Genomic DNA, 15,899 nt, shown 5'->3' on the forward strand with positions numbered 1-15,899 from the left:
TGCCATGGCCAGGTTTAAGTCCAGCTTAAAAGCCGCAGTCATGCCCCGGGGCAGCTCGTGGCCGCACCCTGGCTGGGGTGGCGCGCGGCGATTATAGCCGCACGGTTGCATTCCTTGCTCAATTTGGGCACTTAACTTACAATTTGGCTTCCATTACGTCTCACGTGACTGGCGAAAAGTCGGGCGATCTCCATGAATGGCGATCGGCAAACCGGCGAAAGGTGGGCATCCACCGGGAAACGTGAGATTTTTCATCAGCCGTTCGCCTGGGTAGCCACTATGGAAAAGCACGAAGAGGCTGCCTGTCCAATGTTGTTATTCACTTAACGCCGGCTCCCCTCATTCGATCCAACCTGCCAGTACAAGCACCCTCATACTTGGAGTTTTTACATGTTTGCAAAAGATCACAACCTCGCCAACGTCGATCCTGAATTGTTCGCCGTCATTCAAAAAGAGAATACGCGCCAGCACGACCACATCGAACTGATCGCGTCGGAGAACTACACGTCGCCAGCCGTAATGGAAGCGCAAGGCTCGCAGCTGACGAATAAATATGCCGAAGGCTACCCAGGCAAGCGCTACTACGGTGGCTGCGAATACGTCGACGTGGCCGAGCAACTGGCCATCGACCGCGTGAAACAGCTGTTCGGCGCCGAATGCGCGAACGTGCAGCCGAATTCCGGCTCGCAGGCGAACCAGGGCGTGTTCTTCGCCATGCTGAAACCAGGCGACCTGATCATGGGTATGTCGCTGGCCGAAGGCGGCCACCTGACCCACGGCATGCCGCTGAACATGTCCGGCAAATGGTTTGACGTCGTCTCCTACGGCTTGACGGCGGAAGAAGACATCGACTACGAGGCAATGGAGCGCCTGGCCCGCGAACGCAAGCCGAAACTGATTATCGCTGGCGCATCGGCGTTCTCGAAAAAGATCGACTTCGAACGCTTCAGCAAGATCGCCAAGGAAGTTGGCGCGTATTTCATGGTCGACATGGCCCACTACGCCGGCCTGATCGCCGCCGGCCTGTACCCGAACCCGGTGCCGTTCGCCGACTTCGTCACCTCGACCACGCACAAATCCCTGCGCGGCCCGCGCGGCGGCATCATCCTGATGAAGGCCGAACACGAAAAAGCCATCAACTCGGCCATCTTCCCTGGCATCCAGGGCGGCCCGCTGATGCACGTGATCGCCGGCAAGGCCGTCGCCTTCAAGGAAGCGCTGAGCCCTGAATTCGTCGAATACCAGAAGCAAGTGATCAAGAACGCCGACGTGCTGGCGAAAACCCTGATCAAGCGCGGCCTGCGCATCGTGTCCGGCGGCACCGAATCGCATGTCATGCTGGTCGACCTGCGCGCCAAGAACCTGACGGGCAAGGAAGCCGAAGCCATCCTCGGTTCCGCGCACATCACCTGCAACAAGAACGGCATCCCGAACGACCCGCAAAAGCCATTCGTCACCTCGGGCATCCGCCTGGGCAGCCCGGCGATGACGACGCGCGGTTTCAAGGAGGCGCAAGCGGAAGAAGTGGGCAACCTGATCGCCGACGTGCTGGACAATCCGCATGACGCCGCCACCATTGAGCGCGTGAAAGCGGCCGTGAAAGTGCTGGCCGACGCGCACCCGGTATACGCAGCTTAAGAGCCTGTTCCGGTGAAGGAATACATCTACAGCAGACAGCCCCTCGGAAGCGGGTACTGCGTTGCTCGTCGTAGCATTGCTAGCCATGCGTCCTTCTCGCGCCTTGTCCGCGCGACCGATGAGCAATCTGCTGCAGACGCTCCTTACCGGAATAGTCGCTAATTATTTGTCCAGAATGTGTCATACGGAGTAAGATTCTGTATGACACATTCCAGTCGTGCCCAAGGGCGCCCGGAGTGATTCGGGCGCCCTTTGTACAAGGGCGGCGATTTCCCGTAATTATTACTATAAAGTTGTAGCCAGCCCATGAAATGTCCATTTTGCCAGCACGGCGACACCCAGGTTCTCGATACGCGCGTATCGGAGGAAGGGGATGCCATTCGGCGCCGCCGCCGCTGCGGCAAATGCGACAAGCGTTTTACCACGTACGAGCGCATTGAACTTATCATGCCGGCCGTCGTCAAAAAGAATGGCAGCCGGACGGAGTTCGCTGCGGATAAGTTGCGCGGCAGTTTGATGCTGGCCTTGCGCAAGCGTCCCGTCGCGGCCGCCTCCGTGGATACGGCCATCGCGTCCATCCAGGAAAAACTGTTGACCAGCGGCTTGCGCGAAGTCGATTCCGGCTATATCGGCGAACTCGTCATGCAAGAATTGAAGCGCCTGGACAAGATCGCCTACATCCGCTTTGCCTCCGTCTACAAGAACTTCGAAGACCTGGCCGAGTTCCAGGATGCGATTGCCGAAGTGGGACAGGCACGCAAGCCCTGACGTTCACTTCGCCGACAACGGGGGCTACTCATGCGCCCCGTTTTCATCACGCCAGCGTTCGCCTGGCAAGCGGCCTGATCAATTCAACGCTGTTCTTCTCACCTTATCGCTGTCCTGTTTGCGCTAGCGCAGATCCGGTTTTTTGCGCGCGCCTATCTTGTAGCTGGGCCGCCTGTTCTTGCGACTCTTTCTGCGGAAGGGAGTAGCGCATGCGCAATGGCGGTCGCACTATGTTTCCTGCGGGTGGCAGCAGCCTCGTCGAGGTGCTCGTGTCGCTGCTGCTGTTGGCGCTGGGCCTGCTCGGTGCCAGCATCCTGCAACTGAACGCCCTGCGCGCGCGCCACGAGTCGGCGTTGTTGTCGGCGGGCGTGCAACTGGCCGCCGGCATGGCCGAGGGCATGCGCGCAAACAGCGTGCTCATGAATGGACCCGATGCGGGCAATCCCTACCTGAACGTGGCGTACGCGGCGGCGGACGGCGCCGACGCTGGCGGCGGTGCGCCGGACTGCTTCGGTGCCGCCGCCTGCGGTGCGGCTGAACTGGCGCAATTCGATATCGCCGAATGGAAGCAACGGCTGCATGCGGCCTTGCCCGGCGCACGTCTGCACATTTGCCGCGACCTCGCCGCGTGGGACGCCGCTGCCCAGGGTTTGCACTGGGCTTGCAGCGGCGGCAAAGGGGCGCCCATCGTCATCAAGCTGGGCTGGCGCGCCCGCCTGCCCGATGGCTCGTCCGCCGAGAATGCGGCAGGCGAGTCGCTGCCCAGGCTGGCAATCCAGCTGGGCGGAGGCGGCGCATGAACCGCGTGCCTGCCGCGTGGCGCCGGCATCGGGGCATGAGCCTGGTCGAATTGCTGGTGGCCCTGTCGCTCGGCGCGTTGCTGATGCTGGCGGCCAGTAGCGTGTTGCTGGCCGTCAGCGGCAGCTATGGCGACCAGTCCTCCAGCGCGCGGCTGGATGACAACGGCCGCTATGCGCTCGATACCATCGCCCGCGCCGTGCGCCAGACGGCGTACGTGAACTGGGATAGCAGCGCCGCGCCCGTCGCCCATGCCGATGACGACAGCGCCAATGTGGCCGGGCTCGACGCGCGCAGCCTGGGCAAGAACAGCGAAGGCATCAGCGGCGCGCTGCCCGGCGTCCTGCATGGCAGCGATGTGCTGGCCTTGCGCTATTACGGCACCGGCAAGGAAGAGGGCGGCGACGGTTCCGTGCTCAATTGCGCGGGTTTTGGCGTGGGCGCCGCGCAAACGCAGGCGCAGCGGGGCTGGAGCATTTTCTATGTAGCGCAGGGCGCCGATGGCGAGGGCGAGCTGCGCTGCAAATACCGTGGCGCGAACGGCTGGGGCGCGGACGCCATCATCCGCGGCGTCGACGCTTTCCAGGTGCTGTATGGCCTCGACACGGATACGCCTGCCGACGGCGTGGCGAACCGCTATGTCAACGCCAGCGCGCTCGACGCCTACGATGCGGCGCTGGTGCTGGTCGGCGCGGACGCGGCCGCGCGCCAGCGCGATTTTCACCGGCGCACCCACTGGAAGCGCGTGGTCAGCGTGCGCGTGGCCTTGCTGTTGCATGGCGAGGCGGGCCAGGCGGACAAGATGGCGGAACTGGGGCCGGCGCAGTTTGATCTGTTCGGCAAGGCGTATGCCGAGGCGCACGGCGCCGGCGACACGGGCGTGCGCATCGCGCGCGCGTCCTTGCCCGCCGCAACGCGCTCCCGGCTGCGGCAACTGGTGCAGACGAGCATCATGCTGCGTAACGGGCCGGCCTAGGCGGGCGGCGCGATGGCTGGCGCGGGCGTCCGCTGTTGCGTACCTTGTCGCGCACTTCGTGGGCACCGCAGCGGCGCTACCCTCGTGTATGTGCTGTGTCTGCTGGTGATCATCTTGTTGCTGGGCATATCGGCGGCGCAGATGGCCTTGCAGGGCGAGAAGGCGGCACGGGGCGAGCGCGACAGGCAGATCGCGTTTCAGGCGGCGGAGGAGGCATTGGTGGATGCGCAGAACGATATCGAAGGCTTGCCCGGCGTGCCCGGACGCAGCAGCCTCTTCGCGCCAGGCAGTGCGGCAGGGTTTGCGGACGGCTGCGGCGAAGGGGGAACACTGGGCCTGTGCCTGCCGGCAGCCCCGGGTGCGCAGGCACTCTGGCTGAGCACGGACCTCGATGGTGCCGCAGGGGGCAGCCGCACCGTGCCGTATGGCCAGTTTACGGGCGCCGCCATGCAGACGGGGCAGGGTTTCCTGCCGTCGCGCCGGCCCCGCTACCTTATCGAACTGCTGCCGTTTCACCCGCCCGGCGCGCAGGCCACTGCAGTGGCCAGTGGTCTGGCCACGGAAAGCTATGTGTACCGCATCACGGCCATCGGTTTTGGCGCGCAGGAAAGCACGCAAGTCGTGCTGCAAAGCTATTACCGCAAGCCGGCGGCTGGAGCGGGGCCATGAGGGCTTTGCCGTCCGCTTTCTCGTCCGCGCTGCGTTGCTCCGGCTGGGCCTGGCTGCTGGTGGCTGGCCTGATTTGCCGTAGTGTCCTTGCCGCCGCTCCCCCGGTGGCGCTGGCGCGGGCCGACGCGGGCTTGCACGGCACCAGGGTGCCGCCGAATCTGCTGCTCAACCTGTCCCTCACCCACGCTGCCGCCGCTGCCGCGCATGGAGGCAACTATGCGCCGCAGCGCGAGTACCTCGGTTACTTCCACGCCCGCATGTGCTACAGCTATCCGTATCACAGCAAGGACGGCGTCATGCTGCCGGACTTGCGCGTAGCGACCGCTTACTTCTCCGTGCTGAAACCGGCCGATGCGCTGCACGGCTGCGGCGGAGACAGTTTCAGCGGCAACTTTCTCAACTGGGCCAGTGCCAGCATGCTCGACATCGTGCGCTATGCGCTGACGGGCGGCGACCGCGTCATCGACGAGGTGCGCAAGACGGTGCTGCAGCGCGCCTATTTGCCCGATGCCGACAGCCCCATCGACTTTTTTGCCCACCCCGTTTTTTTCCCGCGCAAGGTCTTGCAGACTGGCGTGGCGGCGGCGACACCATTTGCGTTGGCGCAACTGGCCATCGTTTCTTGCCGTAATCGCCTGTTGTTCGGCGACGCCAGTTTGCCTCCGGGCGGCAATTGCGACGCGCCTGGGGCCGCCGCCACGCACGGCGTGTTCCTCGCGCGCGTGCGCGTGTGCGACGCTGATGAGGGGCCGCTGCGCGACGACTTGTGCCTGGCGTATGGCAAGAACTACAAGCCGGTGGGCGCCGTGCAGCGCCATGGCGGCAGGGTGCGGGTGGGCGTGTTTGGCCATTTGAATGGTTTGCCTGCAAGCGCCGGCGTCGTGTATGGCGGCGTGCTGCGCGCGCCGCTGGCCCACGTGGGACAGCAGCGCTGGATGGCGCCCGACTTTATGCCGCAAGACAATGCTGGCGCCGAGTGGCATCCCGCTACTGGCGTGTATGCGGTTCAAGCTGCGGCCCAAGGCGCGAGCCCTGGCGGCGGGGTGACCGCTTACATCAATGGCCTGGGCCGCGGCAACGCCGGGCATCCTGGCGCGTACGCCAGCGCGGCGCCGCTGGCTGAATTGCTGTACGAATCGCTGCGCTATCTGCAGGGGCGGCAAGCGAGCGCCGTCGTGCCGCCCGCTACGGCACCGCCTGCCATCGACGACGGCTTGCCGGTCGTGACGCAATGGAGCGACCCGCAAACGGCCAGTTGCCAGCGTCACATCGTCGTCAGTCTCGGCGATGCGGGCATGGCGGGTGACCGCTACGTGCCCGGCAACGTCCCGGCGACTCCCGCATCAAACGGCGACCGCGCCCGCGCGCCGGACAGTTTTGCGCCGCCCCCGTTCGATGTCATGGCCTGGACGCATGCGGTGGGCAGCCTGGAAAGCGGTGGCGCGCAAGGCAATCCCGCGCCACGGCCCGAACTGGCGGCACTGGAATTGCTGGCCGAGGGGGCGGGCGGCGCCAGCTACCATGCGGCAGGACTGGCCTACTGGTCGCATGTGCAGGCCCTGCGTCCCGGTGGCAAGAGCGACGGCATGGCGAAGGTCGAGCACTATGCGGGCGACTTGCGCCAGGGCGACCCGGCCGGCGAATCGGCCGCCACTCCCGCCGCTACGCCCTTGTTATTGGCGGCCAAGTATGGCGGCTTTCTCGATGCCAATGGCGATGCCAACCCCTTCAAGAGCGCGACTGGCAGCGCGCTGAGCGAGTGGAGCCTGGATGGCCGCTGGCCCGCCCATTACCTGCCCGGCAGCGACCCGGCCGCCCTGATCGGGGGACTGCGCGCAGCCTTTGCGGCTGCCGACAAGGGCAGCTTGCCGGCGACGCTTGCCGGGCCGGCCCTGATGGCGCTGGCCAGCGGCACGGAAGAGGCTTACTGGTTCCAGACGCAGATACGCCTGGCCGATGGCAGCATGACCTTGTCGCGCACCGCATTTGCCCTGGGGGGCGATGGCGCACTGCTTCCCGGCAAGCCATGGTGGCGCACGGGCTTGCAGGAGCAGGTCGCGCCAGATGGTACGCCGGCGGCCTTGCGTCCCGTCTACACGCTCGACGCCAAGGGCACCCTGGTGCCGCTGGCCTGGAAGCGGCTCGATACGGAGCAGCGCGGCGCATTCGACGGTGGCGATGGACGAGGGGAAGCGCGCCTGGCGTATCTGCTGGGCCAGCGCACGCACGAGGTGGGCCAGCCGGGCGGCTTCCTGCGCCGCCGCTCAGGCAGCCTGGGCGCGGCGCCGCATGGCAATTTGCTGTACGTGGGCGCGCCGGGGCTGGGCATGCAGGGGGCAGGCTATGGCTTGCACCGCAAGGCGCTGCTGCAACGGCGCAAAATGCTGTACCTGGGCGCCAATGATGGCTTGCTGCATGCCTTCGATGCGCGCACGGGCAGCGAATCGTTTGCCTATCTGCCGCAAGCGCTGCTGCACCTTGCGCCAGCCGCTGCGAGTACTCACTACAGTCCCGGCCCGCTGCTCGATGGTGCGGCGGCCACGGCGGAAGTGCTGGCGCTGGGGCATTGGAAGACGGTACTGGTATCGGGCATGGGCGGCGGGGCGCAAGGCGTGTTTGCGCTCGACATCACGGATCCGGCCCGCTTCGCGCAAGACGGAGCGCTGTGGGAGTTTACGGACCGTGACGACAGGCTCATGGGCAACGTGCGCGGGCCGCCCAGCTTTGCCCGCATCAACATGGGCGGCAAGGAGGGCGCGCCAGCCTACCGCGATTTTGCCATCGTCGCCAGCGGCTACAACAACCATGTGGATGATGGCAAGGACACGACGGCGCCCGCATCGGCCGCCGCCATTTTCCTGCTGGCGCTGGACAAGGCGCCCGGCACGCCCTGGGTGTTGGGAAGTAATTACTTCCGCCTCAAGGTGCCGGTGGCCAGCGGTGGTGGTGGCGATGGCGGCCATGACACTGATGCGGGCGCGCACGCGGGCGCCGACGCCATGCCCCACGCGCTGGGTCCGCCCGTCGTGGTGCCGGGCGGCGACGGCGCGCTGGCTTATCTATATGCGGGCGATCTGCAGGGCAATATCTGGCGCCTTGACATGGCTGGCGGGCCGCCGTGGAAAGAGGGGGCGGGACGCAAGCTCGTCTTTGTCGCGCGCGATGCGCAGGGCAGGCGCCAGCCAGTGACGCAACAGATGAACGTGGCCTACGCACCCGGTGGCGGCTATCTGCTGCTGTTCGGCACGGGCAAACTGGTCGAAGCGGCCGATACCTCACCTTCCGCCTTTTTGTCGCAATCGTTTTATGCCGTGCACGACGATTTGCGGGAGTCGTCTCCCACGCGCAGCCGGACCGACCTGGAACAGCGCAGCCTGGGCGAAGCGGTGGGCGGCGTGCGCGTCGATGGCGCCGAGCTGCGCTATACGGGCAGCGACGCCATGCGCGGCTGGCACCTCGATTTCCTCAATGCCGGGCAAACGGGCGAACGCAGCATCAGCAGTCCCGTGCTAGCCGCCGGCAAGGTGCTGTTCAACACTGTGCTGCCGGGGCGCGATCCTTGCGCCAAGCCGGCCACGCGTCTGTACGTGCTTGATGTGCTGAGCGGCTTTGCCGCCGATGGCGCCGGTGCCGTGCAGGCGGGTGCGCAGACGGGGCGCTTGTCCGACGGCCTGGCGCGCGCGCCGCCGCTGGCGCTGGAATTGAACAGCACGGTGGGCGCCGCGACGGCGACGGGGCGGGCCGAGGGGCGCAAGGAACTGGCGGTGCTGCAGCCTGGCTTGCCTGGCGCAGCCAGCGGAACGGGACTCAAGGTCGTCAGCGCACCGCTGCCGGCCCGGCGCCTCAGTTGGCGCGAAGTGGCGAACTGGCGCGAATTGCACGAGGCGGCCAAGAAAAAATAGGCCCAGCGAGGCTGGCGCATCGCATCGGCGGCGATTTCAGGAAAGACGGGGGGTCATATGGGCGTGGTGGCAAGCCGGAACGGTCCCGCTGCAAACGGTGGTGCTCCTGCTGCCACACGGGGCTTCAGCCTGATCGAACTGCTGTCCGCGCTGGCGATCCTGAGCCTGTTGCTGGCGCTGGCCGTGCCCGCCTATCACGGTCATGTCGTGCGCGCCAAGCGGGTGCAGGGACAGGCGGCCCTGCTGCGGCTGATGCAGCAGCAGGAACGCTATTATTCGCAAAACAACCGCTATCTGGCATTTTCCTCCGCGTCGCCGTCGTCGCAAGTGCAGCAGTTTCCATGGTGGTCTGGCGACGGGGGCGCGGCCGGCAGCGCGTATGAAATCGAGGCGCTGGCTTGTCCCGGCCTGGCGATCGGGCAATGCGTGCTGTTGCGCGCGATGCCGGGCACGTCCAAGGTCGATGCGCACTTCCAGGATGCCGATTGCGGCGTGTTGTCCTTGAGCAGCACGGGCCAGCGCGGCAGCAGTGGCCCGTCCAGCCACTGCTGGCCCTAGGCCATGGCCATGCACAAGCGCTCACCGCGGATTGGGCACACCGTCGGGGACACCGTCGGGCATACCCTGCCCGAATTGCTGGCCGTGTTGGCGATTGCCGCGTTGCTGGCTGCCGCTGCCATGCCCAGCCTGCAGCAGGTGCTGGCGCGCCAGCAGGTGCGGACGGCGGCTACCGACTTGTTTTCGGCCATCGAATTGACGCGGGCACAGGCGATGGCGCGGGGACAGCGCGTGCTGCTGATGCCGGCCGGAGCCGGTGGCGTGGACTGGCGTACGGGCTGGCTGATATTCATCGACCGCAATGCCAACCTGGCGTTCGATGGCGATGACGAATTGCTGTTCCGCCAGGGGCCGCTGCCGGCGGGCATCACGGCCCAGTTCGCGTTTTCGTCGGCCACGGCGCCGTTTTATATCGCCTACAATGGCGCAGGACGCAGTTGCAGCGCGACCAATAGCCTGGCGGCGCGCTGGGGTACCTTGTCCCTGGCTTTGGGAAAGCAGGTACGGCATATTAAAATCAATATGCTGGGCAGGGTGCGCGTGTGCGACCCGCAGCAGCAGGCGGCCAATTGCAGCGGCGTGGCCGACAGTTCGTAACCCGACTCACCTATCACTCACTAGCAAAGAAGCCCGTGGAAATACTCAACGATATCGATGGCATGCGCCTGGCGCTGGAATGGGCGGCGCGCGGTTTGTACACGACTTCGCCCAATCCCCGCATCGGCTGCGTGATCGTCAGGGATGGCCAGGTGATCGGCGCCGGCGTGACGCAGGCGGCCGGGCAGGATCATGCCGAAGTACAAGCGCTGGCCAATGCGGCGGCGCGCGGCAACGATGTGCGCGGCGCCACCGCCTATGTCACCCTGGAACCGTGCAACCACCACGGCCGCACGCCGCCATGCTCCGATGCGCTCGTGCGCGCGGGACTGGGGCGCGTCGTGGCCGCCATGACGGACCCGAACCCGCTGGTGGCGGGGCAGGGACTGGCCAAGCTGGAGGCGGCCGGCATCGCCGTCACCACGGGCGTGCTGGCCGACGAGGCATATGAATTGAATATCGGCTTCTTTTCGCGCATGCAGCGCGGCAAGCCGTGGGTGCGCATGAAAACGGCGGCCAGCCTGGACGGCATGACAGCCTTGCACAACGGGCAAAGCCAGTGGATCACCGGGCCGCAAGCGCGCGCCGACGGCCACGCCTGGCGCGCGCGCGCCTGCGCTATCCTGACGGGCATCGGCACCGTCAAGGCGGACGACCCGCAATTGAACGTGCGCGCCGTCGAGACGCCGCGCCAGCCGCGCCGCATCGTCGTCGACAGCCGGCTCGACATCAGCCCCGACGCGCGCATCCTGCAAGGGGGCGGCACGTGGATCGTGGCGGCCGTCGCCAACCCGGAGAAACAGGCGCAACTGCAGGCGCTGGGTGCCGAAGTCATCCTGTTGCCGAACGCGGCCGGCAAGGTCGACCTGGCCGCGCTGATGCTGGAACTGGGACGCCGGCAATGCAATGAAGTCCACGTCGAGGCCGGCTCCAAACTGAATGGCTCCCTGATCCGCGAAGGCTGCGTCGACGAGCTGCTGGTCTACCTGGCGCCCACTTTGCTGGGCGATGCGCAAGGCATGTTTTCCTTGCCCCCATTGACGGATATCAAGCAACAGCACACTTTGCAATTTCACCAGGTTCAGCAAGTGGGCGAAGATTTGCGTATCCTTGCAAGATTCGCCCAGCGCAATTAATACTTTCATACTTTTATAGGGTTAGTTCATGTTTACAGGAATTGTTGCCGCCATCGGCAAGATTGAAACCGTGCAACCGCTCGACGGCGGCCTCGATGCAGGCGTGCGCCTGAACATCCACGCGGGCGGCTTGCCGCTGGCTGACGTGGCCCTGGGCGATTCGATCGCCATCAATGGCGCCTGCATGACGGTGGTGGAAAAGTCGGACACGGGTTTTGCAGTCGATGTCTCGCGCGAAAGCCTCAATTGCACCGTGGGCCTCGATACCACCACGGAAGTGAACCTGGAAAAAGCCCTGACCCTGGCCGAGCGCCTGGGCGGCCACTTGGTGTCCGGCCACGTCGACGGCCTGGGTATCGTGCGCAAGTTCGAAGCAGTGGGCGAATCGTGGGAACTGGTGATCGAGGCGCCGCACGAGCTGGCGAAATACCTGGCCTTCAAGGGTTCCGTCGTCGTCAATGGCGTGTCCCTGACCGTCAACCGCGTGGAAGACCTGGGCGCGGGCGCCGTCAACGGCTGCCGCTTCTCGATCAACCTGATCCCGCACACGATCGCCATGACGACCCTGAAGCATTTGACGGTCGATGGCAAGGTCAACCTGGAAATCGACCTGATCGCCCGCTATGTCGAGCGCATGTTGTCGCTGGACAAGGCTGCCGCCTGATACAAGAACACCGCAACACATTCTCGCCTTGCCAAGCGTGTGTTGCTTTTCTTGCAGACGCGCATACTATGAAGCTTTCCGCAATGGAGGCTAGCCATGGACCCGATTTCGCGCGCAACCGTGCCCAACACCATCCCGGCCACGTCCCGCGTGAACGCAACGGCGCCGCTGCCGCCTGTACTGCCCGTGCCGCCTTCCAGCGAGGCGGCTGCTCTTGCCATCCTGTCATCGACCCAGGTCGACATCTCCCCGCTGGGCCAGTTCCTGTCCGGCGTGGCCTTGTCGCGCCGGCAACTGCTGGCTTTGCAGGGCGCCACGGAAGAGGCCAGGGCGGCCAATACCCCAGTGAATGTCAATGACGACTTGCTGGCGCTGGCGCGGCAATTGACGGAATCGTTCGCCCAGCTGCAAACGAGCGGCATCGATGCCAGCCAGCTGGCGACGGCGGGCGACACGCCGGGCAGCCTGGCGCAGCGCTACGATTTGCTGTCGGGCGACGGCACGACGGATGCGGCCGCCGCACTGGCGCAGGACGGCAGCCTGCTCACGCAGGCGGGCCTGGCCCGCATCGGCATCGATTTGCGCAATGAAGATGTCAACCCCGCAACTTTGCAGGCCGCGTATGCGGCCGACAGCAATGCCACCCTGAATGCCTTGCAGCAGGGAACGGAGGTGCTGGCGCAGGTGGGCGCCGTGCTGGCCCAGCGGCAGGGCGCGCCGGTGGCGACCAATGTCGAAGCGGATTTGACGGGCGAAGCACTGCCGTCCAGCGCCGCGCAGGCTCCGCAGGCCGAGCAGATGCAGGCCGTCGACGAAGCGCCGTCGCAAACGGCCGCTATTGCGCAGCGGCAGCTGGAACTGCAGCAGCAACTGGAAGCGGAGGAGCTGAACCTGGACTTGCAGGAACTGCGGCCCCAGCCGCAGGCGCAAGCAGCGGCCGATGCAGCGCAATTGCTGCAGACGCAGCGCACCGACAACCAGCGCGTCGATGCCCAGCGCCTGGACGCCGAACGCATCAATACCGATCAGCAGACGCAGCAGCAGGAAGCGGCGCGGGTGGACGAACTGCGTCAGGGGCAAGTGCAGCAGCAGGGATTGCAGCAGCAGGCGCAAGCCGCGGCGGACGATGCGGCGCGGGCGCAGCTGGCCGCCAGCGACGCGCAGATGGCGGCCCAGGCGGCATCCGACCGGGCGCAGTCGCTGGCGCGCGCGGCGCAAGGGCAAGCCGATGCGGGCCTGGCGACGGCGCAAGCCCAGCTGGCACAGCAAAATACGCAGGCGCAAGAGCTGGCCGCGCAAGCGGCGGGCCGTGCCGTGCCGCCGCCCTCGTCGCAAGACCCGTCCGTGGCGGCGGCCATTGCCGCGTATAACCTGAACAATGCGGCCCTGAATCCCGGCTTGATGAACCGGCCATTGCCGGCCAGCGATTCGCGCCTGCCGCTGGTAGCGCCGGTGGCCCCTGTGGAACCCGTCAAGCCCGTGACGAAAATCTAGGGCTGCAGGGTAGCGTCCAGGGTAATGTTGGCTTTAAGCAGCTTCGACACGGGGCAGCCGGCCTTGGCCTTGCCCGTCAATTCCTCGAATTGAGCCTGGCTGGCGCCGGGGATCTTTGCTTTCAGGATCAAATGGACGGCCGTGATGGCAAAACCGTCGTCGACCTTGTCGAGGGTGACTTCGGCCGTCGTCTCCATCTTTTCCGCCGTCAGGCCCGCTTCGCCAAGAATCAGCGACAGGGCCATGGTGAAGCAGCCCGCGTGCGCGGCGCCGATCAATTCCTCGGGATTCGTGCCGGGCTTGCCTTCGAAGCGGCTGGCAAAGCCGTAGGGATATTCCTGCAAGGCGCCGCTGCGCGTGCTGATGGCGCCCTTGCCATCCTTGATGCCGCCTGACCAGATGGCCGATCCATTGGTTTTCATAGTGCCGCTCCTGTGTGGGGTGTCGCTGCGAGTGGGGCGTCAGCGCCGTGGCGGTGACTGGCTGATCTTATGCTCTTTGCAAGGCCGGCGGCGCGCGCCTTGCCGTCGCCGTATGCGCTGGATCAGGGAATGGGCGCTTTGCAGGGCAGGCGGTGGCATCCGTGCCGCAAAGCTGTCTTATTTCAGGTCTGCAAGCGCTAAATCCTTTAAAATAGCAGGTTATAAGAAAATTCCCGGAAATTCGCGGAATTTTCGCGCTCGATATTTCAGTTTTTAGTTTCATTAACAACGCCAGGCAAAACCGTCGCGAGCGGAAGGAAGAGGTGGCTGAGAAGCGCAACCGTACGAAGCTACGGTGAGCATCGCAAGCCGCCTATACCGACGCGCAGCAGGTTTTGCCAGGTGTCTTCAGAGGATGAATAATGTCAATATCCAGCACCGAAGAGATCGTCGCTGAATTGCGCGCCGGCCGCATGGTGATACTGGTCGATGAAGAAGACCGGGAAAATGAAGGCGATCTGGTGCTTGCCGCCGATTTCGTGACGCCTGAAGCCATCAATTTCATGATCACGCATGCGCGTGGCCTGGTCTGCCTGACCTTGACGGAAGAGCGTTGCGACGAGCTGAACTTGTCGATGATGACGTCGCGCAACGGCACCGCCTACGGCACCAATTTTACCGTGTCCATCGAAGCGGCCGAAGGCGTGACGACGGGTATTTCCGCCGCCGACCGCGCCAAGACCATCCAGGTGGCCGTAGCCAAGGGCACGCAGCCCAGCGATATTGTCCAGCCTGGCCATATCTTCCCGCTGAAAGCGCAAAAAGGCGGCGTGCTGATGCGCGCAGGCCATACGGAAGCCGGTTGCGACCTGACGGCCATGGCTGGTTTGACGCCCGCCTCCGTGATTTGCGAAATTATGAAGGACGACGGCACCATGGCGCGCCTGCCGGACTTGCTGGTCTTTGCCGAACAACATGGCTTGAAAATCGGCACGATTGCCGACTTGATCCATTACCGCAGCCAGACGGAATCGCTGGTCGAGCGCGTTGCCGAGCGCACCCTGCACACGGCGCACGGCGAATTCCGCTTGATCGCCTTCCGCGACAAGCCCAGCGCGTCGGCCCATCTGGCCCTCGTGCATGGCGACCTGGCGCCCGGCCTGGAAGCGCTGGTGCGCGTGCACCAGCCCGTTTCCCTGCTGGACGTGCTGGAAAGCGAAGCGACCACCCACTCGTGGACGGTAGCCGCTTCGATGGCCGCCATCAAGCAGGCCGAGCGGGGCGTGATGGTCTTGCTGAACTGCGGCGAGACGTCGGGCGAGCTGTTTGCCCAGTTCGCCGCGCTCGATACGCCGCAAGCCAAGCCGAAAGGCCGCGCCGCCAGCATGGACCTGCGTAGCTACGGCATCGGCGCGCAAATCCTGCGCGATCTGGGCGTGAGCAAGATGCAATTGCTGGCCAGCCCCCGCAAGATGCCGTCGATGGCGGGGTTCGACTTGGAAGTAACGGGTTTTCAGTGCCATCCAGGCCAGGGCGCCTAACTAAATCTACTGCGCGTCGCGATTTGCGGCCTGTGATGCTCACTGTACCTTCGTACAGTTGCGCTTCTCGACCACAACTCGCTGCCGCTCGCTACGATTTTGTCAGGCGTCGATGTAGAGTAAATGATGGCGACATGTGCATGTCGCCCTGAACCACCAGATTAAAGAGGCTTATGATGAGCGTAGGAACATACGAAACCAATTTTGCCGGCGAAGGTTTGCGCGTCGGTATCGTCCAGGCACGATTCAATGAAATCGTCGGCGCTGGCTTGCTGTCGGCATGCCTGGAAGAGTTGAGCAAGCTGGGCGTGGCCGATGAAGATATCCTGCACGTGACCGTGCCGGGCGCCCTGGAAATCCCACTGATTCTGCAAAAAATGGCGGAAACCGAGCAATTCGACGCCCTGATCGCACTGGGCGCCGTGATTCGCGGTGAAACCTACCACTTCGAGCTGGTATCGAACGAATCGGGCGCGGGCATCACGCGCGTCGGTCTCGATTACGGCATCCCCATCGCCAACGCAGTGTTGACGACCGAAAACGACGAGCAGGCGGAAGTGCGCATGCTGGTCAAGGGAGCCGAAGCGGCACGCGTGGCAGTGGAAATGGCCAATCTGGCGCAAGCGCTAGAAGAGTTGCAAGACACCGACGAAGACTAAGCGCGTGTGATAAGAATGCCATGGCTGCGTTGCAAGGCCTCGCCGTACTATCGTACTGCCTTCGGCCCCGCGCCTTG

General features: G+C 64.9%; 14 protein-coding genes and 1 riboswitch. Of the genes, 13 read left to right on the plus strand and 1 reads right to left on the minus strand.

What is annotated here, in order from left to right:
• Positions 1-154 precede the first annotated feature (154 nt).
• Positions 155-279, plus strand: a riboswitch (ZMP/ZTP riboswitch).
• A gap of 111 nt (positions 280-390) precedes the next feature.
• The 11 genes from glyA (at position 391) to U0004_RS09205 (ending at position 13,200) form a co-directional block, all read left to right on the plus strand.
• Positions 391-1,638 carry a serine hydroxymethyltransferase gene (glyA, locus tag U0004_RS09155; protein WP_034786580.1) on the plus strand — a complete coding sequence of 416 codons (1,248 nt, stop codon included), beginning with the start codon at positions 391-393 and terminating at the stop codon, positions 1,636-1,638.
• Between the two features lie 306 nt (positions 1,639-1,944).
• Positions 1,945-2,406 (plus strand): transcriptional regulator NrdR, encoded by a 462-nt coding sequence (gene nrdR, locus U0004_RS09160; RefSeq protein WP_034759169.1) that lies wholly within the window; start codon positions 1,945-1,947, stop codon positions 2,404-2,406.
• A 209-nt stretch (positions 2,407-2,615) separates the two neighbouring features.
• On the plus strand, positions 2,616-3,206 hold the full coding sequence (gene pilV / locus U0004_RS09165; RefSeq protein WP_070254022.1) for a type IV pilus modification protein PilV: 591 nt from the start codon (positions 2,616-2,618) through the stop codon (positions 3,204-3,206).
• A complete protein-coding gene (locus U0004_RS09170; RefSeq protein ID WP_070254020.1) occupies positions 3,203-4,180 on the plus strand; it encodes a PilW family protein in 978 nt (325 codons plus the stop codon). Before pilV ends, U0004_RS09170 begins: the two co-directional genes overlap by 4 nt.
• 12 nt (positions 4,181-4,192) lie before the next feature.
• Positions 4,193-4,849 carry a pilus assembly PilX family protein gene (locus tag U0004_RS09175; protein ID WP_070254018.1) on the plus strand — a complete coding sequence of 219 codons (657 nt, stop codon included), beginning with the start codon at positions 4,193-4,195 and terminating at the stop codon, positions 4,847-4,849.
• Entirely contained in the window at positions 4,846-8,751 is a 3,906-nt protein-coding gene (locus tag U0004_RS09180; protein WP_115057435.1) for a pilus assembly protein, read from the plus strand. Before U0004_RS09175 ends, U0004_RS09180 begins: the two co-directional genes overlap by 4 nt.
• 57 nt (positions 8,752-8,808) lie before the next feature.
• The gene (locus U0004_RS09185) at positions 8,809-9,309 is read left to right on the plus strand and encodes a type IV pilin protein (protein WP_081345450.1); all 501 of its coding nucleotides are present in this window, start codon (positions 8,809-8,811) and stop codon (positions 9,307-9,309) included.
• A gap of 9 nt (positions 9,310-9,318) precedes the next feature.
• Positions 9,319-9,906 (plus strand): GspH/FimT family pseudopilin, encoded by a 588-nt coding sequence (locus U0004_RS09190; protein ID WP_070254026.1) that lies wholly within the window; start codon positions 9,319-9,321, stop codon positions 9,904-9,906.
• Positions 9,907-9,968: 62 nt separating this feature from the next.
• A complete protein-coding gene (gene ribD / locus U0004_RS09195; protein WP_174718123.1) occupies positions 9,969-11,042 on the plus strand; it encodes a bifunctional diaminohydroxyphosphoribosylaminopyrimidine deaminase/5-amino-6-(5-phosphoribosylamino)uracil reductase RibD in 1,074 nt (357 codons plus the stop codon).
• Between the two features lie 28 nt (positions 11,043-11,070).
• Positions 11,071-11,706: a riboflavin synthase gene (locus U0004_RS09200; RefSeq protein ID WP_034786589.1), complete on the plus strand. Its 636-nt coding sequence runs from the start codon at positions 11,071-11,073 to the stop codon at positions 11,704-11,706.
• A gap of 96 nt (positions 11,707-11,802) precedes the next feature.
• Positions 11,803-13,200 carry a hypothetical protein gene (locus U0004_RS09205; protein ID WP_070254013.1) on the plus strand — a complete coding sequence of 466 codons (1,398 nt, stop codon included), beginning with the start codon at positions 11,803-11,805 and terminating at the stop codon, positions 13,198-13,200.
• On the opposite strand, the gene U0004_RS09210 is transcribed toward U0004_RS09205, so the two are convergent.
• Complete coding sequence (locus tag U0004_RS09210; RefSeq protein ID WP_034786592.1) at positions 13,197-13,622, minus strand: OsmC family protein; 426 nt, start codon at positions 13,620-13,622, stop codon at positions 13,197-13,199. The two genes, U0004_RS09205 and U0004_RS09210, sit on opposite strands and share 4 nt — an antisense overlap.
• A gap of 422 nt (positions 13,623-14,044) precedes the next feature.
• Here U0004_RS09210 and ribBA point away from each other — a divergent pair, with 422 nt between their 5' ends.
• On the plus strand, positions 14,045-15,163 hold the full coding sequence (ribBA, locus tag U0004_RS09215; RefSeq protein WP_070254010.1) for a bifunctional 3,4-dihydroxy-2-butanone-4-phosphate synthase/GTP cyclohydrolase II: 1,119 nt from the start codon (positions 14,045-14,047) through the stop codon (positions 15,161-15,163).
• 176 nt (positions 15,164-15,339) lie between these two features.
• On the plus strand, positions 15,340-15,822 hold the full coding sequence (ribH, locus tag U0004_RS09220) for a 6,7-dimethyl-8-ribityllumazine synthase (RefSeq protein WP_070254024.1): 483 nt from the start codon (positions 15,340-15,342) through the stop codon (positions 15,820-15,822).
• Positions 15,823-15,899 lie beyond the last annotated feature (77 nt).

Source organism: Janthinobacterium lividum, from assembly GCF_034424625.1.
GTDB classification, from domain to species: Bacteria; Pseudomonadota; Gammaproteobacteria; order Burkholderiales; family Burkholderiaceae_D; genus Janthinobacterium; species Janthinobacterium lividum.